This window comes from Kribbella sp. NPDC004536, from assembly GCF_042873835.1.
Lineage (GTDB): Bacteria > Actinomycetota > Actinomycetes > Propionibacteriales > Kribbellaceae > Kribbella.
The window spans coordinates 547730-572793 of record NZ_JBIALY010000004.1 but is presented as its reverse complement, the minus strand read 5'-3'; the positions used below and the strand labels follow the sequence as shown (position 1 = coordinate 572793).

General features: G+C 69.1%; 20 protein-coding genes and 2 rRNA genes. 20 read left to right on the top strand and 2 right to left on the bottom strand.

The window, feature by feature from the left end:
• The 6 genes from ACFYRU_RS35960 to ACFYRU_RS35935 all read left to right on the top strand — a co-directional run.
• Nucleotides 1-85 (top strand): 23S ribosomal RNA (locus tag ACFYRU_RS35960); the annotation flags it as partial.
• Between the two features lie 142 nt (nt 86-227).
• Nucleotides 228-345 (top strand): 5S ribosomal RNA (gene rrf, locus ACFYRU_RS35955).
• A 1246-nt stretch (nt 346-1591) separates the two neighbouring features.
• Complete coding sequence (locus ACFYRU_RS35950; RefSeq protein WP_387667439.1) at nt 1592-2143, top strand: hypothetical protein; 552 nt, start codon at nt 1592-1594, stop codon at nt 2141-2143.
• Nucleotides 2144-3291: 1148 nt separating this feature from the next.
• On the top strand, nt 3292-3858 hold the full coding sequence (locus ACFYRU_RS35945; protein ID WP_387667436.1) for a hypothetical protein: 567 nt from the start codon (nt 3292-3294) through the stop codon (nt 3856-3858).
• Nucleotides 3855-4916: a hypothetical protein gene (locus tag ACFYRU_RS35940; RefSeq protein WP_387667433.1), complete on the top strand. Its 1062-nt coding sequence runs from the start codon at nt 3855-3857 to the stop codon at nt 4914-4916. Before ACFYRU_RS35945 ends, ACFYRU_RS35940 begins: the two co-directional genes overlap by 4 nt.
• 47 nt (nt 4917-4963) lie before the next feature.
• Nucleotides 4964-5779: a CHAD domain-containing protein gene (locus ACFYRU_RS35935; protein WP_387667431.1), complete on the top strand. Its 816-nt coding sequence runs from the start codon at nt 4964-4966 to the stop codon at nt 5777-5779.
• A gap of 3 nt (nt 5780-5782) precedes the next feature.
• On the opposite strand, the gene ACFYRU_RS35930 is transcribed toward ACFYRU_RS35935, so the two are convergent.
• Nucleotides 5783-6928: a DUF1015 family protein gene (locus ACFYRU_RS35930; protein ID WP_387667429.1), complete on the bottom strand. Its 1146-nt coding sequence runs from the start codon at nt 6926-6928 to the stop codon at nt 5783-5785.
• 24 nt (nt 6929-6952) lie between these two features.
• On the opposite strand from ACFYRU_RS35930, the gene ACFYRU_RS35925 reads away from it, so the two are divergent.
• From ACFYRU_RS35925 to recN, 6 genes are all read left to right on the top strand, one after another.
• Nucleotides 6953-8059 (top strand): HAD-IIA family hydrolase, encoded by a 1107-nt coding sequence (locus ACFYRU_RS35925; RefSeq protein WP_387667427.1) that lies wholly within the window; start codon nt 6953-6955, stop codon nt 8057-8059.
• A gap of 66 nt (nt 8060-8125) precedes the next feature.
• On the top strand, nt 8126-8692 hold the full coding sequence (locus tag ACFYRU_RS35920) for a polyhydroxyalkanoate synthesis protein PhaF (protein ID WP_387667424.1): 567 nt from the start codon (nt 8126-8128) through the stop codon (nt 8690-8692).
• Between the two features lies 1 nt (nt 8693).
• Nucleotides 8694-9122 carry a hypothetical protein gene (locus ACFYRU_RS35915; RefSeq protein WP_387667421.1) on the top strand — a complete coding sequence of 143 codons (429 nt, stop codon included), beginning with the start codon at nt 8694-8696 and terminating at the stop codon, nt 9120-9122.
• On the top strand, nt 9123-9938 hold the full coding sequence (locus tag ACFYRU_RS35910) for a TlyA family RNA methyltransferase (protein ID WP_387667419.1): 816 nt from the start codon (nt 9123-9125) through the stop codon (nt 9936-9938).
• A gap of 38 nt (nt 9939-9976) precedes the next feature.
• Nucleotides 9977-10912 carry an NAD kinase gene (locus tag ACFYRU_RS35905; RefSeq protein WP_387667417.1) on the top strand — a complete coding sequence of 312 codons (936 nt, stop codon included), beginning with the start codon at nt 9977-9979 and terminating at the stop codon, nt 10910-10912.
• A gap of 166 nt (nt 10913-11078) precedes the next feature.
• A complete protein-coding gene (gene recN / locus ACFYRU_RS35900; protein ID WP_387667415.1) occupies nt 11079-12803 on the top strand; it encodes a DNA repair protein RecN in 1725 nt (574 codons plus the stop codon).
• Here the strand turns inward: recN and ACFYRU_RS35895 are convergent, their stop codons facing one another.
• Nucleotides 12804-13088: a hypothetical protein gene (locus ACFYRU_RS35895; RefSeq protein WP_387667413.1), complete on the bottom strand. Its 285-nt coding sequence runs from the start codon at nt 13086-13088 to the stop codon at nt 12804-12806.
• 257 nt (nt 13089-13345) lie between these two features.
• Between ACFYRU_RS35895 and steA the strand changes: the two genes are divergently transcribed.
• The 8 genes from steA (at nt 13346) to ACFYRU_RS35855 (ending at nt 25036) form a co-directional block, all read left to right on the top strand.
• Complete coding sequence (steA, locus tag ACFYRU_RS35890; RefSeq protein ID WP_387667410.1) at nt 13346-14527, top strand: putative cytokinetic ring protein SteA; 1182 nt, start codon at nt 13346-13348, stop codon at nt 14525-14527.
• On the top strand, nt 14524-15471 hold the full coding sequence (locus ACFYRU_RS35885; protein WP_387667407.1) for a copper transporter: 948 nt from the start codon (nt 14524-14526) through the stop codon (nt 15469-15471). The genes steA and ACFYRU_RS35885 overlap by 4 nt, the downstream gene beginning before the upstream one ends.
• A gap of 1 nt (nt 15472) precedes the next feature.
• Nucleotides 15473-16282, top strand: a complete 810-nt coding sequence (locus ACFYRU_RS35880) for a hypothetical protein (RefSeq protein WP_387667405.1) — start codon at nt 15473-15475, stop codon at nt 16280-16282.
• Nucleotides 16279-18186 (top strand): murein biosynthesis integral membrane protein MurJ, encoded by a 1908-nt coding sequence (gene murJ / locus ACFYRU_RS35875; protein WP_387667403.1) that lies wholly within the window; start codon nt 16279-16281, stop codon nt 18184-18186. The genes ACFYRU_RS35880 and murJ overlap by 4 nt, the downstream gene beginning before the upstream one ends.
• A complete protein-coding gene (locus tag ACFYRU_RS35870) occupies nt 18183-19208 on the top strand; it encodes a glycosyltransferase family 4 protein (protein ID WP_387667400.1) in 1026 nt (341 codons plus the stop codon). The genes murJ and ACFYRU_RS35870 overlap by 4 nt, the downstream gene beginning before the upstream one ends.
• Before the next feature lie 21 nt (nt 19209-19229).
• Nucleotides 19230-20942, top strand: a complete 1713-nt coding sequence (locus ACFYRU_RS35865) for a CTP synthase (protein WP_387667397.1) — start codon at nt 19230-19232, stop codon at nt 20940-20942.
• Nucleotides 20939-21589 (top strand): NUDIX domain-containing protein, encoded by a 651-nt coding sequence (locus ACFYRU_RS35860; RefSeq protein ID WP_387667395.1) that lies wholly within the window; start codon nt 20939-20941, stop codon nt 21587-21589. Before ACFYRU_RS35865 ends, ACFYRU_RS35860 begins: the two co-directional genes overlap by 4 nt.
• Nucleotides 21590-21685: 96 nt before the next feature.
• Complete coding sequence (locus ACFYRU_RS35855) at nt 21686-25036, top strand: GH92 family glycosyl hydrolase (protein ID WP_387667393.1); 3351 nt, start codon at nt 21686-21688, stop codon at nt 25034-25036.
• The last annotated feature ends 28 nt before the right edge of the window (nt 25037-25064 follow it).

Genomic DNA, 25064 nt, shown 5'->3' with positions numbered 1-25064 from the left:
GTAGACCACTGGGTTGATAGGCCAGAAGTGGAAGCGCCGTAAGGTGTGGAGCTGACTGGTACTAATAGGCCGAGGGCTTGTCACACACACAAACTTTCATGCAAGCTGCGCTACACGTAACGATGTTCGCGTTCACTGTACGGTTCCCAGAATACGGTCACCCCGGCAACCACACCCACGAACGGTGGGTGTGTGGCTTGGTAGGTTGACATGTGTTCTCATAGAGTTTCGGTGGCCATAGCGTCGGGGAAACACCCAGTCTCCATTCCGAACCTGGAAGTTAAGCCCTTCAGCGCCGATGGTACTGCGACCGGGAGGTCGTGGGAGAGTAGGACGCCGCCGGACATTCACACTGTTAAGGGCCACCCCCACTAGGGGGTGGCCCTTAACATTTCTACCGACATTCTCCCCCTCGGCACCGGCTGCTCAAGGCGGGTCCGCTCACACCAGCACCCACGCCCGCACCACAACCACCCGACACCGCACCAGCCCGTCCCACATACTCCCGCCCGCATTTGCCGCCGGCCGGCGTGAGCGGAGTGCGTGGGCGTCGTTCACACCACCACGCCCGCGCCTACACCACAACCACCCGACACCGCGCCGGCCAGTCCCACCTACACCCGGCCCACATGCGCCGCAACCAGGTGCATTCGGCCCTACCCCCAGCGCATGTTCGCCCGGTGCACGTCTGCCCGGCGCACGTCCGCCCGGGGCACTGAGTCGCGCAACCCGTGAACCCGTCCCGGCCTCGCCGGGCCCCACGACTTATACGCCGGCCCTGCACCCACATCTCGCCCACCACCTTGGACCGTGTCCCTTGCCCGGCTTGCCGCGCCTGCTGCGATTGCCGCGCCTGCCGCAGAACTAAGCCCGGCTTCACCGGCAGCTGAGCCGAGCGCCACGGAGGCGGACCCGTAGGAGTTTCGTCCGGCCCATGTTTGTCCAGCCGCACGTTTCGGCCGGAGACTCCGAGCCGCACAAACCCGTCAACCCGACCCGGCCTCGCCGGGCCCCACGACTTATACGCCGGCCCTGCACCCACATCTCGCCCATCACCTTGGCCGCGCTTCCGGCGCTGCCCGCGCTCGCGGCGCCTGCGGCGCTTGCCGCGGAACTGGCTCGGCTTCACCGGCAGTTGGGCCGAGCGGCACCGAGGCGGATCCGTCGGAGTCTTCGTCACCTACGCACCGCAAGCTGAGAGCCGACTGCGTCCTGACGGAGGGGGTTAACCACCGCGGAACGCGCGGCCGCGCGGTGCCCGTGCCGATTCGGGGAAGATCCTTGCCCAGATCCGGCGCACGATCATCCCCAGGCCACGAACCCAGCCCGCTCTCTGCAGTTCACGCTGGCGGGACGCCGTTCGCGTTCCGCGAACCCGGCGTCGGCACCTCCATTGGCATGTCCACTCGTACATACCTGTTCACCGGAAACCACTTCCGCCCGGGAACGGCCTCGGCTGCGGCGCCACGCGTCACCGGAACTGCTCGGCCGGCGGATGTGCTCGTGGGGTTTGCGTTCGCGTTGTCTGCTCGGGTGCGGACTATTCTGGCTCGCGTGTGCGAGCTCGGTGTTTCACGGCTGTCTGATGCGGATGTCTAGGACTGTCTTTCTGTCCGGGTCGGCTGGCACCGGTAAGACGACTGTGCTCCGGCTGGGACACCACGAGAAGCTCACCACGTGGGGTCTGACTGCTGCGATCGACCTGGACCAGCTGTACTTCATGGTGGATCCACACTGGGACCTCCCGTACGACGACGCCCGCACCGCGCTCGTACTGCGCCAATCTGTATCTCTCGCGGAGTCGTTCGTCGAGGCCGGCTACGAGAACATTCTGATCGCCGGCAACGCCATTCACGACGCCGTCGACCTCAACCCGGTCATTCCACATTTCCTACGACTCGGCCGGGTCTTTCACTTCTCCTTGGACCCCTCGGAAGAAGCAGTACTCCGGCGAACCGCCAACGATCCACACCGTTCAGCGCCCCACCTCACAAACGAACTCCACTTCATGCGAACCAGGCTCTCTCCGTGGTCCGCCTCCATCGACAACTCGGCCCTTACCCCGCTCGAGACACTCGAGAAGATCGCCCACCTGGCCCACACAGGCGCCGGAGAGATCCACGGACCACTAGTGGACTCCTGAACCGTCTACAGAAGCACCCCACCAACCCGTCCCCACAACTACCAAGAACGCACAACTCCGACCAGCCCGCCGTCTGCAGAACAACTCCCAGCACCCATCACCACCCGAACGGACCCGAGCGGCGGGGTCGAGCGGTGCTTTGAGTGGTGGGCAGGGCGGGTGGCGGTTGGGGGAAGCGTTCGATGCGGTGGATCGTTGGGATGGACGGTAACGTTTGTCCGATTACAGTTCTTCAGCATCGTTAGGAGTCATCGTGGCTACGCCACCTCGCAATCCTCGCTCCGGTTCAGGGGACCGTCGCGGTTCCTCCGGAGGCGCCGGGCGGTCCGGCCGTACCGGGGGTGGTCGTTCCGACTCCGGCAATCGTTCGGGTGCTGGGCGCTCGGGTTCTGGGCGCTCGGGCGCTGGTAGTTCTGGGGCTGGGCGCTCCGGGTTCGGTAGCGCTGGGCGTTCCGGTGGGTCGGGACGGGCCGGCGGGTCGGGTTCGGGTGGCGCTCGGTCCGGGTCGGATCGCGGTGGCTCGAGTGGTGGTCGGTCGGGTTCCGGCGGTGGGTACTCCGGTGGTGCTCGGGGTGGCTCTGGCGGTTCCGATGGTGGCTACTCCGGGAGTGGCCGGTCCGGGTCCGGTGGCGGATACTCCGGCGGCGGGCGGTCTGGTTCCGGTGGCGGATACTCCGGCGGCGGGCGGTCTGGTTCCGGGGGTGGGTACTCCGGTAGTGGGCGGTCCGGGGGTGCTTCCGGTGGATGGTCTGGGGGTGACTCCGGGCGTTCCAGCGGTGGTGCTGGGCGTGGTGGGGCTGGTTCTGGTTCCGGGTGGTCCGGGGGTTCGCGGTCGGCGTCCGGTGGGGCGCGCAGTGGATCTTCCGGTGCTCGGTCGGGTGGAGCGCCTGCTCGGCGGGGCGGGTTCGCCGGTGGGCGGTCCGGTGGTGCTGGGCGGTCCGGTGGGTCGTACGGGGACGAGGGTTCGTCCGAGAATCGGCGTGGGTTTGCCGGGTCTCGGGGGGACGACAAGGCGCGGCGGGAGCCGTTCGGTGGGCAGATGTCCGGTGAAGGGCGCGAGGACCGTGGCGGATACCGTCGCGATGAGCGCGGTACCGGGCGTGGAGCTGGTGCGGGCCGTGGGGTAGCCGGCTCGCGGCGGGACGATCGTGGCGGACGCGACGAGCGCGGTGGGTACGGGCGTGACCAGCGTGGCGACAGCCGCGGGGCGTACGAGCGCGGGGACGGCCGTGGTGGGTACGGGCGCGATGACCGTGGGGACGGCCGCGGTGCGGACCGGCGTGATGAGCGCGGGGACGGCCGTGGTGGGTATCGGCGTGATGAGCGTGGCGGGGATTCGCGGGGCGGGTTCCGGCGGGACGATCGCGGTGGTGACGACCGTGGGGGGTTCCGGGCCGGACGTGGCGGGGACGACCGTGGCGGGTTCCGGGCTGAGCGTGGCGGGGATGATCGTGGTGGGTTCCGGCGTGATGAGCGTGGGGACTCTCGGCGGGCGGGTGCGGATTCGCGAGGGCGTGGGCCGGCTCGGGCCGGTGGGCCTGGGCGTGGGGAGCGCGGGGCGTTTCGGCGGGACGATCGCGGCGGGGATTCGCGTGGTCGCGACGACCGGCGTGGCGGTTTCCGGCGGGAGGAGCGCGAGGAGAAGGTCGGGCCTCGGCGCGACGACCCGAAGATTCCGGAAGGGATCACCGGGGCCGAGCTCGATCGGGGTGTGAAGGCCGAGCTTCGGTCGTTGCCGCGTTCGCTGGCCGATCTGGTGGCGCAGCATCTGGTGGCGTCGGGGCGGTTCCTCGACGACGATCCGGAGCTCGCGTATCAGCACGCGCGTACGGCGCGGCGCCTGGCGGCACGGCTCGGCGGGGTACGTGAGGCGGTTGCGATCACGGCGTACCTGGCTGAGCACTACGACGAGGCGCTGACCGAGTTCCGTGCGGTACGGCGGATGACCGGGAACCACGAGGTGCTCGCGATGATGGCCGACTGCGAGCGCGCTCTCGGGCGGCCGGACAAGGCGTTGGCGCTGACCAAGGACAAGCACGCGCACGACCTGTCCGAGCCGACGCAGATCGAGCTGCTGATCGTGGCGGCCGGCGCGCGGCGCGACATGGGGCAGACCGCGGCGGCGGTGCAGATGCTCGAGGTGCCGGAGCTGACCAAGCGGACGAAGGCGGACTGGTTGCCGCGGTTGCGGTACGCGTACGCCGACGCGCTCGAGGCGGCCGGTCGGGCTGATGACGCGCTGGTGTGGTTCCACCGGGCGGCTGGGGTCGACGGGGACGGTACGACGGGTGCGGCCGAGCGGGCTGCCCAGTTGGAGGGCCTCGAGTTCACCGACCTCGACGAGGACGACACGGCGGACGACGAGTACTTCGAGGACGAGTACACCGACGAGGACGACCTCGACGAGGACGACACGGACGGCGACGACACGGACGGCGACGACACGGACGGCGACGACACGGACGAGGTCGACGAGGGCGACACGGACGAGGTCGATGAGGTCGACCTCGACGAGGCCGACGAGGTTGCAGAGGTCGAGCTGGACGCTGGGGATGAGGATGACGGCGACGGATCCTCTGACGTAGCTGAGGCCGTGTCTGCGGCAGCCGAGACCGGCGGCGCGGCCGAGGACAAGGCTGAGAGCGAAGCCGACGGGGCCGAGGGCGAAGCCGACGGGGCCGAGGGCGAAGCCGACGGGGGCGATGCCGACGGGGCTGGGGATGGAGCCGGGGCGGTTGAGGGTGGGGCGGAGTCCAAGGGCGGCGGGGAGTAGGTATGGCGGCCGGGGGGATCGGCGCTGAGGACCCGGTTGGAGGGTTGGTGGCTGCTGCGCTCGTCAAAGGGGCGCGGCGGCTGGAGAAGTCGGTGGGGATGGTGGCGGACGGGGAGGACGATGCCATCCACCAGGTTCGGGTGTCGTGCCGGCGGTTGCGGAGTGACCTGAAGTTGTTCCGCAAACTGCTGGCCGGTGACTGGGCGACCGGACTTCGCGCCGACCTGGCGTCGGTCGCGCAGGCGTGTGGTGAGGCCCGCGACCTCGAGGTGATCGCGGCACTCGTCCGCGAGACCACCAACAGCGAGGACAACGAGGAACACGTCGACACGATTCTGACGGCCCTCACGCTCGGCCTGGACCGCGCGGCGGCCCGCTCGGCCGAGGTCGTACTGGGCGACTCCACGAGGGACCTCCTCGACACCCTGGAAGCAATCGCCGCGGCCCCCGACCTCAAGTCCAACGCAGACAAGCCCTGTGGCGAGGTCCTACCGCAGCTCCTGAACGCGGCCACCGAGAAGTTCACCCAGGAAGCCGACAAGCTCAAGCCCTGGACCCCCGACGATGACTGGCACGAGGTGCGCCTCCTGGCGAAGCGTGTCCGGTACGCCGCCGACACCAGCGCCGCGGTACTGGGTGACGAGGCCAAGGCCACAGCAGCCCACGCAGCGACCTACCAGGAGCTCCTGGGCCAGCACCAGGACCACTGCGCCGCAGCGGACGCCCTGACAGCCATGGCTGACGACGCGGCGGCCCAGGACGACCCAGAGCTCTCGTTCACCCTCGGGCGCCTCACAGAGCGCCACAGAGCCGCTCGGAAGCCCCTACGCGAGCAATTCCTGAGCCTGTACCACCGGCCCTGACCCTCACAGCGTCCGGAACAGCAGCCCTACCCGCGGCTTCGGCCCGAACGAGGTGGCCTTCTGCGGCAGTACAACACCTTGCGCCGCAGAACGTAGTACCTGATCCATGGTCGGGGCTGTCAGTTCAACAGCGAGCTGCTGCGTGTCAGCGAGCGCCAGAGCGTCAGCAAGCGTGTGGTGGAAGCTCAGGTCGTCCTCGGCGACTCCCCATGCCGGCAGCAGCACCTCGTGCAGAAGCGCGACAGTAGGCGCGTCAGAAGCCGCATGCAGTGTGAGCCAGCTGGTGCCGTCTGTGACCGAGATGCGGTTCGGATCGCCCTCTACACGGCCTGGCTGCATCTGCCAGCCGGTAGGTGTCCGCAACTGCACGGTCTCCAGGTCCAGACCCGGTATGACCCTGTGGATCGGCTCTAGCGTCAGCGGGTGCCGCACGTAGTCCACCAGCATCGCCAGGCCGACCTCTGCGCTCTGCCGGTACGGCTCCCGTAGCTGTCGCTCCAGGTAAGCCGCATACCGGTGGTGCCCGTCCGCGATGAGCGCCTCGTGCTTGGACAGCTCCTCGGAGATGTCCGCCAGCACGGCGGCGTCGTCGATACGCCAGATGCGATGCTCTGCCCCGTTGTCGGTCTCCGCCTCGAGCCACGGCTCTCCGGCCCGCGCCGCGTCCACGGCATCGCTGGCCATGCCGCCGTCGGAGTAGGCGAGCAGGATCGGTTCCAGGTCCGCGTCGGTCGCCTCCATCAGCCGCAGCCGGTCGTCGACCCAGTGCGGCATGACGTCCTCGTGCGGAAGTACTACCTGACGCGTGGGATCCAGTCGAAGCGAGCCGACGAGCCCGCACAGCACGGCGTCGCCCAGGCGTTGCTCGTACACGTACAGCGCGGGCCGCTCGTCCTGTACGACCACGCCGTCGTGCTGCCACCCGGACAGCCGGTGCGCGGGTTCGTCGTACCGGGCCGGGCCGAGGTCCGGATCGCGTGGAAGGATGAGCCTCACCATGTTGTGCAGATCAGAGTCAGTCAGCCGCCGGACGATGGCGGGTTCCAGCACGTCGTACGGCGGTGACGTGACGGCACCCAGCGCACTCACCTTGCCCGCTACGAACCGCCACGCGCGCAGGGGATCGAGTCTCAGTACCGCATCCGGCATGCGCGGAATCGTACGGGGTGATGCATGACCAAGGAACGAACCGCCCCAGAACCGCTGTCGGCGTGTGACGAAGCGCTCGCGAGCCGGTACGACGTGGCGCTGCTGGACCTCGACGGCGTCGTGTACGTCGGCCCTGATCCGGTGCCGGACGCGCCCGAGAACCTGCGCAAGGCGGCCAAGGAAGGTATGCGGATCGGGTACATCACGAACAACGCGAGCCGGCCGGCCCGGGTCGTTGCCGAGCACCTCGCGTCGTTCGGGATCGACGTGATCGCCGACGACGTGGTGACGTCCGCGCAGGCGGCCGCGAAGCTGATCGCGAACGAGTTCCCGAAGGGCTCGCCGGTCCTCGTGGTCGGCGGCGAAGGGCTGCACGTCGCGCTCGAGGAGTACGGGCTGACCCCGGTCCGGACCAGCGACGCGCACCCGGTCGCGGTCGTGCAGGGCTTCGACCCGGAGGTGAACTGGGTGATGCTCGCCGACGGCGCGCACGCGGTCAACGAGGGCGCGAAGTGGTTCGCGACCAACATGGACGAGACGATCCCGACCGCGGCCGGCAAGGCACCCGGAAACGGGACGCTGGTGCACGCGGTCCGCGCCGCCGTCGACGTCGACCCGGTGGTCGCCGGCAAGCCCGAGCCGCCGCTGCTGGAGACCAGCATCGAACGGCTGGAAGCCAAGCGCCCGTTGATGATCGGGGACCGGCTGGACTCCGACATCGAGGGCGCGAACGCGGTCGGCATCGCCAGCCTGTGGGTGGCGACCGGGGTGCACGACGCGTACGACCTCGCGCGGGCGCCGAAGAACCAGCGCCCCACGTACGTCGCCGCCGGGCTCGGTGCGCTCGCGGAGAAGCAGCCGGGCGTGACGGTCGACGGCAGCAAACACAACTGCGAGGGCTGGACCGCCGAGATCGTGAACAACGCGGTGACGGTGAAGGGCGAAGGCAAGCCGTACGACGGTCTGCGCGCGATCCTGTCCGCGGTCTGGACCGCCGTCGACGCGCCCGCCGAGCCGGTGAAGCCCACGAAGGCCACCGCACGGAGCCGCCGGCCGCGCCCGAAGCCTGCGCCGACAGCGGATTCGATCGCGCTGGACGCCGCGCTGCACCGGATCGGCCTCGACAAGTAGGTAGGTCTGACTGGTATTGCGGCAGCGAGGCGATACCGTTGCTGGGGACGACGCTAGGAGGCAGTCATGGTGATGGACGCGCTGCGCGGATACGTACAGCTGGCGAACGGGCTGACCGAGGTCACCAAGCAGAAGGCCCAGTCCGCTGCGAAGGCGCTGTTGCAGCAGACCGGGGCGGACGCGCTGACGACCCGGGTGAGTGACCTGGCCGACGAGATCGTTGCCACCAGCAAGAGCAACCGGCAGCTGCTGCAGGCGATCGTGGCGAACGAGGTCGAGGGCGCGGTGGCGCGGCTCGGGTTCGTCCGGTCCGAGGAGGTTGCCGCGCTCACCCGCCGGGTGAAGGCGCTGGAGACCGAGCTGGCCGAGGCGCACGCCGCCGCGGCCGAACGGGCCGCCGAACCGGCGCCGGTCGTGGAGGACGTCGTGGAGGCGTCGGTGGTCGACGAGCCCCCAGCGCCAGCCAAGAAGGCCCCGGTAAAGAAGACTGCTGCCAAGAAGGCTGCGCCGGCGAAGAAGGCTGCCGCGAAGAAGGCGGCCAAGAAGGCGCCCGCGAAGAAGACCGCGAAGAAGGCTGCCGCGAAGAAGGCGGCCAAGAAGGCGCCCGCGAAGAAGACCGCGAAGAAGGCCTGAGATGACCGAGCATCCTGGCGAACAGTTCCCACCGGACGTGGATCCGGACGTCGAGCCCGGCTTCGACCCGAACCAGTCGGAGGAGACCGAGGCGCACCCGGACTACGACACCGAGCCTGGTGCTCAGGACCACGTGGATCCGGCCGCGGTGGAGTTCGGACCGGAGTTCGCCCGCGCACCCGGGCAGGAACACGAGCACGCATTCGAGGCTGAGTCGGCCGAGGACCCGCCGGAGGATCAGCTGGGCGCCGAGACGTCCGCGTACGAAGACGGCGAGGCCGGGCACCCGTTGGTCGAGGAGACGATGGGCCGGCTCGATGAACTGCGTGACCGGCCGGTGAGTGAGCACGGCGAGGTGTACGCAGACCTGCACGAGCGGCTGCAGAGCGCGTTGGTGGAGGCGGACGCCGACCAGGGCGACCGGAGCTGAGTGGCCAAAGGAGTCAAGCGGTCGCGACTCGACGCCGAACTGGTACGGCGTAAGCTCGCGCGCTCCCGTGAGCACGCCGGCGAGCTGATCGCCGCCGGCAAGGTGAAGGTCTCCGGAACCGTGGCGAGCAAGGCCGCGACCGGTGTGGCAGCCGACGCGCCGATCGTTGTCGACACGTCCGAGCATGAGGACCCCGGGTACGCGAGCCGTGGTGCGCACAAGCTGATCGGCGCGCTCGAGGCGTTCCCGGACGTCCAGGTGAAGGGCCGCCGTACGCTCGACGCCGGTGCGTCGACCGGCGGGTTCACCGACGTACTGCTGCGCAACGACGCCGCGCATGTGATCGCGGTCGATGTCGGGTACGGGCAACTCGTCTGGGCGTTGCAGAACGACGAGCGGGTCACCGTGATGGATCGGACCAACGTCCGTACGTTGACGCCGGCGGACATCGGCGGGGATCCGGTCGACCTGGTGGTCAGCGACCTGAGCTTCATCAGCCTGACGCTGGTCCTGCCCGCGCTGCTCGGCGTGGTGAAGCCGGACGGTGAACTGATGCTGATGGTCAAGCCGCAGTTCGAGGTCGGTAAGGAGCGGCTCGGCAAGGGCGGCGTCGTACGGGATCCCGAGCTGCGCGCCGATGCGGTCCGGACCGTCGCCCGCAAGGCGCAGGAGCTGGGGTGGGGGATCGCGGGCGTGGCGGCCAGCCCGTTGCCTGGTCCGTCAGGAAATGTCGAATACTTCCTGTGGATACGCAGGGAAGCGCCGCCTCTCGATGAGACGATGCTCCGGACGGCCATCGAAACGGGACCGCAATGAGCGGGGCGGTGGGGTGGGGAAAGACTGGAGGCAGCGGCATGGTGGAGCACGAGCCAAGGCGCGTGCTGCTGGTGACGCACACCGGCCGGGAGCAGGCGGTCGGGGTCGCCCGGGAGGCGCACCGGCTGCTGACCGGCGCCGGGATGCTGGTCCGGTTGCTGGGTGGTGAGGCCGAGGAGCTCAAGCTCGATCCGGTCGAGATCGTCGACGACCCGGAGAAGGCGGCGAACGACGTCGAGCTGATCATGGTGCTCGGCGGCGACGGTTCGATCCTGCGCGGCGCCGAGCTGGCCCGCCCGCACGGTACGCCGGTGCTCGGGGTGAACCTGGGTCACGTCGGGTTCCTGGCCGAGGCCGAGGTCGACGACCTGGAGCGGATCGTCCAGGTCGTGGTGAACCGGACGTACACGGTCGAGGAGCGGATGACGCTGGCCGTCGACGTCCGCCTGGACGACGAGCTGATCTTCGAGACCTGGGCGCTGAACGAGGCCAGCGTGGAGAAGGCCGCCCGGGAGAAGATGCTCGAGGTACTGGTCGAGGTGGACGACCGCGCGCTGTCGCGCTGGGGCTGCGACGGTGTGGTGGTCGCGACCCCGACCGGCAGTACGGCGTACGCGTTCTCGGCCGGCGGGCCGATCGTCTGGCCCGAGGTCGAGGCGATCCTGCTGGTGCCGTTGAGCGCGCACGCGTTGTTCTCGCGGCCGATCGTGGTGGCGCCGACGTCGCGGCTGTCGATCGAGCTGGTCCCGTCCTGGAACGGGCGCGGTGTGCTGTCGTGCGACGGCCGGCGGATGGTCGAGGTGCCGCCCGGCGCCGAGATCACGGTCCGGCGCGGCGCGACGCCGGTTCGGCTGGCCCGGGCGCACGAGGTGTCGTTCACCGACCGGCTGGTGGCGAAGTTCGATCTCCCGGTGCTCGGCTGGCGCGGTGCCGCCGAGCGCAAACGCAACGGCAACGGACAACAGGAGACATAGTGTCCCGTCAACGATGTAGCTCGACGCTATCGGCGCCCAGGCACGCACCTCGCGGCACTTGCCCAGCGCCCACGATGCTCCGCATCGAGGCCACTGACCAAGCACCCCGATGCACGCACCTGAACACCGCTATCGTTCGACCTACATCGTTGACGGGACACTAGGCATGCTCTCGGAGATTCGGATCACCGGGCTGGGCGTGATCGAGGACGCCACGTTGGACCTCGACCCGGGGTTCACCGCCGTCACGGGCGAGACCGGGGCCGGTAAGACGATGGTCGTCACCGGGGTGAACATGCTGCTCGGCGGCCGCGCCGACAGCGGTCTGGTACGGCACGGGACCCGCCGGGCGCGGGTCGAGGGCCGCGCGAGCGCCGTACCGCGGGCGATCGTGCAGCAGGCCGAGGACCGCGGCGGCGAGCTGGACGACGACGAGCTGCTGATCGCGCGGGAGCTGTCGTCGGAGGGCCGTTCGCGAGCGTTCCTCGGTGGCGCGTCCGTACCGGTGTCGGTGCTCGGCGAGGTGTCCGGCGACCTGGTCGCGATCCACGGTCAGGCCGATCAGTGGCGGCTGCTGCAGCCGGCGCGGCAGCGCGAGACGCTGGACACCTTTGCCGGCAAGGCGGTTCTCGTTCCGTTGCAGGAGTACTCCGCGGCGTACAAGCGGCACCGCGAGGTCGAGGCCGAGCTGACCGAGCTGACCACCCGCGAACGGGACCGGCTCGCCGAGGCGGATCTGCTGCGGTTCGGGCTGGACGAGGTCGCGAAGGCGGAGCCGTTGCCGGGCGAGGACGCCGAGCTCGCGGCCGAGGAGGCGCGCCTGGCGTACGCCGACGGTCTGCGGACGGCAGCCACCACCGCCGCGGACGCGCTGGCGTCGGAGGACCTCGACTCGACCCGGCCGAACGACGTACTCGGCCTGCTGGCGTTGACGAAACAGGTCCTCGACGGTGAGCGCGAACACGACCCGAAGCTGGCCGAGCTCGCCGATCGTGCGGGTGAACTGGGCTACCTGGCGGCGGATCTGGCCCAGGAGCTGTCGTCGTACGCCGCCGATGTCGACACCGATCCCGCCCGGCTGTCCGTGGTGAGTGAGCGGCGTGCGCTGCTGAACACGTTGGTGCGCAAGTACGGCGCCGACGACGGCGTGGTCGACGAGGTGCTGGAATGGGCGAAGCGGTCCGCTACCAGGTTGGACGAGCTCGACGGCAGCGACGAGCGGGTGGAGCAGCTGACGGCGGAGCTGGCCGAGCTGGACGCGAAACTCGCGGATCTCGGCCGGCAGATGCGTGCGGCCCGGATCGAGGCCGCCGAACGTCTCGGCGTCGCGGTGTCCGAGGAGCTGACCGGGCTGGCGATGCCGCACGCGAAGCTGTCGGTCGAGGTGCACGAGACGACCGCCGGACCGTACGGGATCGACGAGGTCGAGTTCTGCTTCGCGGCGAACCCGGGCAGCCCGGCGCGCCCGCTGCAGAAGGCCGCGTCCGGTGGTGAGCTGTCGCGGGTGATGCTCGCGCTCGAGGTGATCCTGTCGGACACGCATCCCGTGCCCACGTTGGTGTTCGACGAGATCGACGCCGGGATCGGTGGCCGCGCCGCGGTCGAGGTCGGCAAGCGGCTCGCGCGGCTGGCGGAGAAGGCGCAGGTGATCGTCGTGACGCACCTCCCGCAGGTGGCCGCGTTCGCCGACCGGCACGCCGTCGTACTGAAGAGCGACGACGGCTCGGTCACCACCAGCGGCCTGGTCGCCCTGGACGACGACGCCCGGCTCAAGGAACTGTCCCGGATGATGGCCGGCCTGGAGAACTCCGACGCCGCCCAGGCTCACGCCGAGGAACTGCTGGCCCTCGCGGCCGAGCGCCACACCAAGCCCAAACGCAAGAAGCGCTGATCACTTCTTGAGGGAGCCGCCGTCCGTCGTACCAACCCGGCTGCCGGTCGACTGCCGCGCCCCGTCGGTGGTCTCGCGCCATGAGTCGTACGCATCCTTGCCGGCGTCGGGATCGTATCGATCCACTTCGGGTCCGTTGACGCCGAGCGCCGGCGGGGGAACAGCTCGCGCGACACCGCTCAGAGCGATCCTGGCGGCGGCATCGATCTCGTCCGGTGCTGCCAGTGCTTCCCGGTGAAGATCATCGAGCGGCCTGCCGACACCCTCGTGGAGTTCGGCGCGCACGAAGCGGCTGCTTTCTTCCTCGGGTCCGCGGGGTGGGCCGGGCGGACCCGGGGGACCAGGCGGCGGTGGCGGTGCGGCGGCGTCTGACATCGGATGCTCCGTTCTCTCGGCTCCTCTCGACCGTAGCCCGGCACTGGGCCAGACTCGTCCGAAAGGATGAAATGACGGACGGTGACCGTCAATTCGGTGCGTGAACCGTGGGCCGGCCGGGTAAATGAACCGGGAAGGGGCTCTTGACATGGCAGGATGAGAGCGCGATGAAACTGCCCAGCCTGCGGAGAGCACGTACCACTGAACTGCCCGGAGTCACCGGTGTGGTCCGGCTGGATCGGCGTACCAAGAATCTCACCAAACGGCTCCGGCCGGGTGAGATCGCGGTCATCGACCACGTCGACCTGGACCGGGTGAGCGCCGAGGCACTGGTCGACTGCAAGGTCGCCGGGGTGGTGAACGTGGCCGATTCGATCAGCGGCCGGTACCCGAACCTCGGCCCGGAGATCCTGGTCGAGGCCGGCATCCCACTGGTCGACGGCGTCGGCCGTGAGGTGTTCTCGATCCTGCACGAGGGCGAGCGCGTCCGGCTCGACGAAGGCACGCTGTACCGCGGTCACGAAGCGGTCGCGAAGGGCCTCGCCCAGGACAGCAAGTCGGTCGCGGAGCTGATGGAGGACGCCCGGTCCGGCCTGTCCACGCAGCTCGAGGCGTTCACCGCGAACACACTGGAGTACCTGCGCCGCGAGAAGGACCTGCTGCTCGACGGCGTCGGCGTACCCGAGATCCACACCCCGATGGAGGGCAAGCACGTCCTGATCGTGGTGCGCGGGTACGACTACCGCGACGACCTGGTCGCATTGAAGCCGTACATCCGCGAGTACCGGCCGGTGCTGATCGGCGTCGACGGCGGCGCGGACGCCCTGGTCGAGAACGGGTACGTCCCGGACCTGATCGTCGGCGACATGGATTCGGTCAAGGACGAGACGCTGAAGAGCGGCGCCGAGGTGGTCGTACACGCGTACCGCGACGGCCGCGCGCCCGGCTCCGAACGGCTGGAGCGGCTCGGCGTGGAGTCGATCGAGTTCCCGGCCACCGGCACCAGCGAGGACGTCGCGATGCTGCTGGCCGATTCCAAGGGTGCCTCGCTGATCGTCGCGGTCGGCACGCACAACTCACTGGTGGAGTTCCTCGACAAGGGCCGTTCCGGGATGGCGAGCACGTTCATCACCCGGCTCCGGGTCGGAGCGAAGCTGGTGGACGCGAAGGGCGTCGGCCGGCTGTACCGCAGCCGGGTCTCGACGTTCCAGGTGGTCGCGCTGATCGTGGCCGGCCTGTTCGCGGTCGGGATGGCGATGGTCGCCATCGGCGCGGACGATGTCTTGTGGTCGATCCTTCGGGCACGCTGGAGCGACTTCGTCTACTGGATCCGGGAGCTGTTCACGTGATCGACTTTCGCTACCACATCGTCTCGATCGTGGCGATCTTCTTCGCCCTGGGCGCGGGTGTGGTGCTCGGCGCCGGTCCGCTGAAGGGCACCGGCAGCGAGATCGTCGCCAGTCAGGCCGAGAAGGACCGCCAGCAGCTCGCCGACGCGCGCGCCGAGCTGGTGCAGGTGAAGGCGCTGGACAAGTACCGCGACGACTACGTCGCGAAGGTGACCGCCGGGCTGACCGACGGCAAGCTGGCGAACAAGAAGATCACGCTCGTCACGATGCCGAACGCCGACAGCGACCTGAGCGACGGCGTCCAGGCCGAGCTGGAGAAGGCCGGCGGCACGATCTCCACCAAGGTCTCGCTGGACGCGAAGCTGTTCGACACGGGCCAGCGCCAGTTGGTCGACACGCTCGTGCAGCAGCTGGTCACCGCGGACATGGACTTCCCGAAGGACAGTACGACGTACCAGCGGGCCGGGCTGCTGCTCGCCCGCGGGGTCGCGGCCAAGGAAGAGGGTAAGACCGCCGACGCGGACTCGACCAAGGTGCTCAGCGGGCTGACCGGCGCGAAGTTGCTGTCGCTGAAGCCGTCGACGGTGAAGGACCGGTCGAGCCTGATCGTGGTGATCGCCGCGAAGCCGCCGACGCCGCTGCCGGACAACTCCTCGTACGTCGATGCCGTGGACTTCATCAAGGGCCTGGACCTGGGCAGCGGCGGGGTCGTCGTGGCCGGTACGCCGGACTCCGCGAGCGACGGCGGCCTGCTCAAGGCCTTGCGGAGTGACTCCGACGCCACCAAGATCGTTTCCTCGGTGGACGTGGCCGATCTCCCCGCCGGTCAGATGACGGTGGTCTTCGCACTCGCCGAGCAGGTGACGGGCAAGGCGGGGCAGTACGGCGCGATCAACGCGAAGAACGGCGTGGCGCCGTCAGCCGTACAGACGAAGGACAACTGACGTGGGAATTCTGAGCGCTGCCGTCGCGGCGGCCGCTACTGCCGGGCTCGAGCGCGCGGCGGAGAAGTTGCCGAAGGAGAACCGGGAGCCGTTCGAGCGGACGAACCATCGTGGTGAGCCGGTGACGTTGCTCGAGGGACCGGGTGCTGTGCTCGGTGCGCTGGCCGGGGTGATCGCCTCGCGCGGCAACAGCAAGGTGAAGGCTGCCGCGGTCGTCGCGGGTGCAGTGTCGGGAGCTGTCGGCGCGTACGACGATCTGCGCGGGACGACGCAGGCCAAGGGTTTCCGTGGTCACCTGACCGCGTTGAAGCGTGGCGAGGTGACCAGTGGCGCGATCAAGATCCTCGGGGTCGGTGCGGCCGGTCTCGCGGCCGCCGCGTTGCTGCCGCGGAAGTCGCGTGGGGTGAAAGCGGTCGCCGGGGTAGTTGCCGACGGCGCCTTGATTGCCGGTACGGCGAACCTCACGAATCTGCTCGACCTTCGTCCGGGACGCGCGCTGAAGGCGGTCACCGCTCTGAACGCGCCGCTCGCGGTGGTGAATGGCCCGGCCGGTGCTGTGGTCGGTGCCGCCGCAGCCTCTGCGCCGTCGGATCTCGGTGAGCGCGCAATGCTCGGCGATTGCGGCGCGAACGGTCTCGGCGCCATCACTGGTACGGCACTCGCCGCCGCCCTCCCGCGTCCGCTGAAGACGCTGGCGCTCGCGGTCGTCGTCGGCCTCAACCTGGCCAGCGAGAAGATCAGCTTCACCAAGGTCATCGCCGAAACCCCGGCCCTCGACAAGATCGACCAGTGGGGCCGACGCCCCAGGTGAGCAAAAACGGCCGGGTCCCCGACCGCCCGACCAACCCCCCGGGCCGCGAATCCACCCCCTCCGGCGGCCCCCCGCCCACCCCGTCCGGCGGCACCCCGCGCACCGGCTCCGGCGGCCCCCCGCCCGTCCCGGCCCCTGAGGCCGGCACCCCATCAACCCCCTCCGGCGGCACCCGGCCCACCCCCTCCGGCGGCACCCCGCCCACCGGCTCCGGCGGCACCCCGGGCACCGGCTCCGGCGGCACCCCGGGCACCGGCTCCGGCGGCACCCCGCCCGTCCCGGCGCCTGAGGCCGGCACCCCATCAACCCCCTCCGCACAGGGCAGTCGTGCGGACGGTGGCGGAGGCGCGCGGATTGCGCAGGCCGCGTTGCTGGTGGCTGGTGTCACGGTGCTTGCGCGGGTGGTTGGTTTCGCGCGTTGGTTGGTGTTCTCGAAGACCGTCGGCGCGGGCTGTCTGGCCGAGGCCTACACGACGGCCAACCAGTTGCCGAACATCCTGTTCGAAGTGGTTGCCGGTGGCGCGTTGGCCGGTGCGGTGATCCCGGTGCTGGCCGGGCCGGTGGCTCGCGGGGATCGTGCCGCGCAGGGCCGGATCATCGGGGCGTTGCTGACCTGGTCGTTCGTGCTGCTGGCCCCGGTCGCCTTGCTGGCTTGGCTTCTCGCGGGGCAGTACACCGACGCGATGCTCGACCCGGGCGCGGAGTGCGGCAGTACTACCACGACCGCGACCCGGATGCTGGCGATCTTCGTACCGCAGGTCTTCGGCTACGCGATCGCCGTCGTCGCAACCGCAGTACTCCAATCCCACAAGCGTTTCGCGGCAGGCGCGCTCGCCCCACTCATCTCCAGCCTGGTAGTCGTCGCGACGTACTTCGTCTTCGCAGCCGCAGCGCCCAACGCGGACACGGCCTCGCAGGGCGCCACCGACCTGCTCGCCTGGGGCACAACGGCCGGCGTGGCCGCTTTGGCATTGACCGTGCTCGTGCCGATGCTCTGGTTGCGTCTACCAGTACGACCGACCCTTCGCCTGGACCCTGGAGTCGGACCAGTACTACGACGGCTCGCACTCGCCGGCCTTGCCGTACTGATCGCGCAGCAGCTCACCTTCGTCGTCACGACGTACCTGGCCAACCACCGCGGCGTAGCAGGCAGCATCGCGGTCTACACGTGGGCGAACGCCATCTACCTCCTTCCGTACGCCGTACTAGCCGTACCGATCACCACAGCCGTCTTCCCGCGCATGGCAGCCGCCTTCGAAGCTGGCGAGGGCTTCGACCGGTACGCGGCCACGTCTACACGCGCCGTCATGCTGGCGGGCGGCGCGGGCGCGGCCCTGCTGATCGGTACGGCGGTACCGGTCGCGCGGATCTTCGCGTACGACGACGGCGCCGTACAGGCGGCCAAGGCGACCTCACTGGCCAACGGCCTGCTGGCGTTCGCCCCGGCCGCGATCGGGTTCGCCGTACTGATGCACCTCGGCCGCGTGCTCTACGCACGGCACTCAGGCCGTGAGGTCGCCGTGGTGACCTCAGGCGCCTGGGTGCTCGTAGCGGTGGCCGGTGTGGTGCTAACAGCCAAGTGGGACGCAGTACCCGCCCTGGCAGCCGCCATGTCGATCGGCATGGTCGTAGGAGCGTTCGTACTGCTTCTGGTACTGCGTCGCGAGGCAGGCCCTGGCGTACTGACCGGTGTCCCCCGCGCGCACCTCACAGCACTCGCAGGTGCCGCCCTGGCCGGTGCCGCAGGATGGGTAGTTGCCCTGCCCGCAGGGCATGGTGGAGTCGGCAAGGCCGTCCTCTTCTCGCTCCTGTCCGGGCTGGCCGTTGTCGTCGTGTACGCCGTGGTCGTGCTTGCATTGGATCGCGCGGACGCACGCGCCCTCGTACGACGGGAGAAAGCATGAGGATCGGGCTGCTGCTCGCGGAAGCGCGGGGCGGGATCGGGCAGCACGTTGTCTCGCTGGTGCCGCGGTTCGTCAGTGCGGGGCACGAGGTGGTGGTCTGCGCGCCTCCTGGTACGGCCGAGCACTTCGACTTCGCTCCGGCGACAGTGGTGACCCAGGCGGCCGGGCTGCGCGGCTGCGACGTGATCCACGCGCACGGCTACCGCGCAGGAATGACCGCGCTTCGCGACAGGTCCCGGCTGCGCCCCCTGGTCGTCACCTGGCACAACGCGGTGATCGCACCGGGTCCTCGCGGTCTGGTGATGCGCATGGGGCAGCGGCTGGTTGCCAGAGGCGCCGATCTGACCCTGGGCGCCTCGACCGACCTGGTGGAGCTGGCCAAGAGCCTGGGCGCCCGCAACGCTCAGCTGGCCCCTGTAGCCGCTCCCACGATGCCCACGATCCGTACGTCGCGCGCGGCGGTCCGTCGCGAGCTAGGGCTTCGCGACCAGCCGCTGGTACTCACCGTGGGCCGGCTGGCGCCGCAGAAGGACTACCCGACGCTGCTGTCCGTGGCGAGCCGCGTACACGAGTCCACGCCGGACGCGGTGTTCGTCGTCGTCGGTGACGGACCGTTGCGAGACAACCTCCAGGCGCGGATCGACGCTGAGCAGTTGCCGGTCCGCCTGCTGGGACACCGCAACGACGTGGCCGACCTTCTGGGGGCCGCGGACGTGTTTCTCCTCACGTCCCACTGGGAGGCGCGGGCGCTCGTACTCCAGGAGGCCATGCAGGTCGGCGTACCGGTCGTCGCGACGGCGGTCGGCGGCGTACCCGAACTGGTCGACGACAGCGCCGTACTGGCGTTTCCGGGCGACGCGGACGGTCTGGCGGACGGGGTCCGGGCGGTGCTGTCCGAGCCCGAAACCGCGAACGCTATGCGGACACGGGGCCGGGAGTTGGCCGCCAGATGGATGGACGAGGACGCGGTGGCGAAGAATCTGCTCGACATCTACGCGGGTCTCGTCGCGACCGGTGCTTGACAAGAGGTAGGCTGGAGACCCGTGGACAGGGCTTCGACTTCCCAGCAGACCAAGCACGTATTCGTCACCGGTGGCGTGGCATCCAGTCTCGGCAAGGGACTGACAGCGTCCAGCCTCGGCAGTCTGCTGACGGCTCGGGGCATCCGCGTCACGATGCAGAAACTGGATCCGTATCTGAACGTGGATCCCGGCACGATGAACCCGTTCCAGCACGGCGAGGTGTTCGTCACCAACGACGGCGCCGAGACCGACCTCGACATCGGCCACTACGAGCGCTTCCTGGACCGGGACCTGTCGGCCGTCGCCAACGTGACGACCGGCCAGATCTACTCCAGCGTGATCGCCAAGGAACGCCGCGGCGAGTACCTCGGCGACACCGTCCAGGTCATCCCGCACATCACCAACGAGATCAAGGAACGGATGCTCGCGATGGCGGGCCCGGACGTGGACGTCGTGCTGCACGAGATCGGCGGCACGGTCGGTGACATCGAGTCGCTGCCGTTCCTCGAGGCGGCCCGGCAGGTCCGGCACGACGTCGGTCGCGACAACGTGTTCTTCCTGCACATCTCGCTGGTGCCGTACATGGCGCCGAGCGGTGAGCTGAAGACCAAGCCGACCCAGCACTCGGTGGCCGCGCTGCGCTCGATCGGTATCCAGCCGGACGCGATCGTCTGCCGCGCCGACCGGCCGATCCCGGACAACGTGAAGCGGAAGATCTCGCTGATGTGCGACGTCGACGTGGAGGCCGTGGTGGCGGCCGTCGACGCGCCGTCGATCTACGACATCCCGAAGGTCGTGCACGCCGAGGGCCTCGACGCGTACGTCGTCCGCCGCCTGAACCTGCAGTTCCGCGACGTCGACTGGACCCGCTGGGACGAGCTGCTCCGGGTCGTGCACCACCCGAAGGACGAGGTCACGGTCGCGCTGGTCGGCAAGTACATCGACCTGCCGGACGCGTACCTGTCGGTCGCCGAGGCGCTGCGGGCCGGCGGGTTCGACAACGACGCCCGGGTGAACCTGCGCTGGATCGCCTCCGACGAGTGCGCCACCCCCGAGGCGGCCGCGCGGCTGCTCGGGGACGTGGACGCGATCTGCATCCCGGGCGGGTTCGGTGTCCGCGGCATCGAGGGCAAGATCGGCGCGATCCGGTACGCCCGTGAGCAGGGCATCCCGATCCTGGGGCTGTGTCTCGGCCTGCAGTGCATGGTGATCGAGGTGGCGCGGAACCTGGCCGGCCTGGACCAGGCGAACTCCAGCGAGTTCGACCCGGATGCCGAGCAGCCGGTGATCGCGACGATGGAGGAGCAGAAGCACATCGTCTCCGGTACCGGCGACATGGGCGGCACGATGCGGCTCGGGCTGTACCCGGCGAACCTGGCCGACGGCTCGATCGTCCGCGGCCTGTACGGGGGCCCGTCGATCCAGGAGCGGCACCGGCACCGCTACGAGGTGAACAACGCGTACCGGGACAAGCTGGAGAACGCCGGCCTGGTGTTCAGCGGCCTGTCGCCGGACCACGAGCTGGTCGAGTTCATCGAGCTGGACCGGGCCGTGCACCCGTACTTCGTCGCCACCCAGGCGCACCCGGAGCTGCGATCGCGGCCGACCAAACCGCACCCGCTGTTCTCCGGCCTGGTCTCGGCCGCGCTGGACCGGCAGCGCGAGTCCCGGCTCCCGGTCGAGGACCCGAAGCCGGCCGCCGCGTCGAAGAAGACGGCGGTCAAGGCTCGATGAAGGACTACCCGGAGCTCCGGTTCGGTGCCGGCTTGGCCGACCGGCCGGAGCGCTGGCCGGTGTCGGCCTCCGATGTGGTGCACGAGACCGGACGGGTGATCTCGGTGCGCCGGGACACGATCGAACCGCCCGGCGGTACGTCGTTCGTCCGGGATGTCGTCGTACATCCGGGAGCTGTCGGCGTGGTCGCGCTGGACGAGAACAACCGGATGCTGCTGGTCCGCCAGTACCGGCATCCGGTCGGCTACAAGCTGCTGGAGGCCCCGGCCGGGCTGCTCGACGTCCAGGGCGAGCAGTACCGCCTCGGCGCCGAGCGCGAACTGTGGGAGGAGACCGCGACCAAGGCCGCCGACTGGCGCATCCTGGTCGACGCCTTCACCTCACCCGGCCTGACCGACGAAGCCGTCCGTATCTTCCTGGCCCGCGACCTCTCCCCGGCCGACGAGGCCTTCGAACGCGAAGCCGAAGAAGCCGACATGGAAACCGTCTGGGCCCCCCTCGTCGACGTAGTAGCCGCAGCCCTGGCCGGCCAACTCCAGAACCCCATCCTCATCATGGGCGCCCTAGCCACCTGGACCGCCCTCAACGGCCCCGGCCTCGAAACCCTCCGCCCCGCCGACTCCCCCTGGCCGGCCAAGGACCACTGAGGTACCGGAACTACGCGGAGGGGTTGACTGGTTGCGGGGGGTGCGGGTATTTGTTGCTGACAACGATGTCACCCATCCGTGAAGGTTGGTCCGCCCATGCGTCGTTCTGTGCTGCAACCTGCCCGTTTTCTGCTTGCCGGGGTCGTGATCGTGGCGTTGGCGCCGACGGCTCATGCGGTGCCTTCGCCGGTGCCGGCTGGGGCTCGTCCGACGACGGCGACGCCGCCTGATCCAACGGTGGCGAGTATCCGTACGCCGGAGGTTCCGGGACAGAGCCGGATCGGCAGTAGTTCGCTCGATCCGACGGAGCATGTGGATCCGTTGATCGGTACGTCGAACGCGGGGAACGTGTTTCCGGGGGCAGTGGTGCCGTTCGGGATGTTTTCGTTCAGTCCGGAGACGAGCCGGGGGAATGCTTATCGGACTGCGGCGCCGGGTGGGTATCTGTACTCGGCCGGGAAGATCCGCGGGTTCAGCCTGACGCACATGAGCGGGACCGGGTGTGCCGGCGGGTCGGGGGACATCCCGGTCTTCCCGCTCGCCGGGGACGTGACGACCTCGCCGCAGAGCGACGCGAAGGACGCGGTGTACGCGTCCACGTTCAGCCATGCGAACGAGGTCGCGAAGCCGGGGTACTACAAGGTCGGCCTCGACTCCGGGGTCACGGCCGAGTTGGCGGCCACGACCCGGACCGGATCGGCGGCGTTCACGTTCCCCGCCGACAAGGCCAAGACGGTCATGTTCCGTACGTCGAACTCCGAGGTCGGGTCCAGCGACGCGCAGCTCGACATCGATGCGGCGCACCGGACGGTCAGCGGATCCGTGACGAGCGGCAACTTCTGCGGGTACCTCGCCAGCGTCGGCCAACGCAGCTACTACACGCTGCACTTCGTCGCCGAGTTCGACCAGCCGTTCAAGAACCAGGGCACCTGGACCGACGCCACGGTGACTCCAGGCAGCGCCACTGCGAGCGGCGGTACGACGTACGGCACCGACGGCTGGATGCCGGCGAACAAGGGGTCCGGCGGGTACGTCGGCTTCGACAGCGACAAGGTCACGATGCGGATCGGCATCTCGTACGTCAGCTCCTCGAACGCCTTGCAGAACCTCCGTGCAGAGAACCCTCGCGGAACGTCCGTCAGCATGACCGCGCTGAAAGCCAAGCAGGCCTGGCGTCAGCAGTTGAGCCGCGTTGCCGTGACAGGTGGTACGACAGACCATCGCACCACGTTCTACACAGCGCTCTACCACTCACTGCTGCATCCGAACGTGTTCAGCGACGTCAACGGCCAGTACTGGGGCTTCGACCAGAAACCGCACACGGTGTCCAGCGGCCAGCAGGCGCAGTACGCCACCTTCTCCGGCTGGGACGTGTACCGGTCGCAACTACAACTGCTGACCTTGCTGGAGCCTCGACGGGCCGGCGACATCGCGCAGTCGTTGTACAACCAGGCCTCGCAGAACGGTGGCATCTGGGATCGCTGGACGCACACGTCCGGGAGTACGGCGGTCATGACAGGCGACCCGGCCGCGCCCGCCGTCGCGGGCATCTACGCGTTCGGCGGTACGAACTTCGACGTCCACAAGGCCTTGAAGTCATTGGTACAGGCCGCGACGGTACCGACCGCGAAGGACCTGAGCTCGGCCGGTAAGCCCGTGATGTCGATCGGTGAGCGGCCGTCGCTCGACAAGTACCTGGCGCTGCACTACATCCCGACGAAGTCCAACGCGTGGGGTGGTGCGGTCGAGACGCTCGAGGACGTCACGGACGACTTCGCACTCGCCCAGTTGGCGCAGCTCACCGGCGACCAGGCGACGTACCAGAATTTCCTCAGCCGGTCGCAGTACTGGCAGAACGTGTTCAACCCGGACAACGGCGGCTACATCCAGAACCGGGACGAGAACGGCGCCTGGCCCGCGTTCACGCCCTCGACGTACGACGGGTTCGCCGAGGGCAGCAGTGCGCAGTACACGTGGATGGTGCCGCACAACCGGGCCGGCCTGATCGACGCGATGGGTGGCGTGGACGCGGCGAACCAGCGGCTGGACGCGTTCTTCAAGAACCCCGACGGGACCTGGGCGCTGACCGGTGCGGGCGAACTGCACGCGGAGCTGGACAACGAGCCGTCGATCAACGCGCCGTGGATCTACAACTACACCGGCCGTCCGTACCAGGCGCAGGAAACGTTGCGCCAGGCAATGAACCAGCTGTGGAACACCAGCACCGGTGGGATTCCGGGGAACGACGACCTCGGCGCGATGTCGTCCTGGTACGTCTGGACCGCGCTCGGGCTCTACCCGGACGTACCGAGCCGCGCCGAGCTGCAGGTCGCCGCGCCGCTGTTCGAACGTGCGGTGATCCATCGGGACGGAGGCAAGACGATCCGGATCAACGCGGCTGGTGCGGACGCGCAGTACGTGCAGTCCTTGAAGGTCAACGGGAAGCCGTCGGACCAGCCGTGGCTGCCGGAGTCCTTCGTGCAGCACGGCGGGACACTGGACTTCACTCTGGGTACGACGCCTGACAAGACATGGGGTACCAAGAACGCACCGCCGTCGTGGCGTACCGGGGAGATCCCGTTCCAGACCTCTACCGACACCAGCCGGGTTGTAGTGGCTCCTGGTACGAGTGCTTCGGTCAGGCTGCAAGCGCATCGGCTGAGCGGGACCGCGCAGGACGTCACGTACACGGTCAATGCACCGGCAGGGCTTACAGCCACACCGGCCACAGGCACGTTCCATGTAGCGGAGACGGGGAGTGCTGCAGTCACCGTTGGCGCGCCCGCGGGTACACCTGACGGCCGTTACGCGGTCACAGTGCAGATGAAGGCTGCGGACGGAACGGCCTTGCCACAGGTCGGTTTCACTGTCGTTGTGGGCCAGCCCAACTCGTTCTTCGTACTGCGGGAGGGCGTCGGCATCTCCGACGACAACGGGGACCACACTGAGGCCGACTATGACGGTGGTGGCGTCAGCTACTCACGGCAGGCTCTTGCGGCGGCAGGGCTCACGGCTGGCGGTACGGGTACTGTGCAGGGCCTCAGCTTCACGTGGCCCGACGTACCGGCTGGAGACCCCGACAACGTGCCGGCTGACGGCCAGCTGCTCAACCTGAACCTGCCGGCCGGTACGACCAAGCTGTCCTTCATCGGCAGTGCGGTCAACGGCAACCAGCAGGCGACCGCAACGCTCAACTACGCCGACGGTACGACGTCTGAGCTCGACCTGTCCTTCAGCGACTGGACCCTGGGCGGTGGAGGCGACACCCTGCACTACGGCAACGTCATCGTGGCGACCACGCCGTACCGCAACGAGTCAGGCGGCGGACGAGACAACGTGACCACCCACATCTTCGCCACCGCCCCGGTCGCACTGACCCAAACCCCCGTCAGCATCACCCTCCCCACCAACCGCGACCTACGCCTCTTCACCCTCGCCACCGTCTGACCCGACCGCGGCACTCTGCCGGACAATC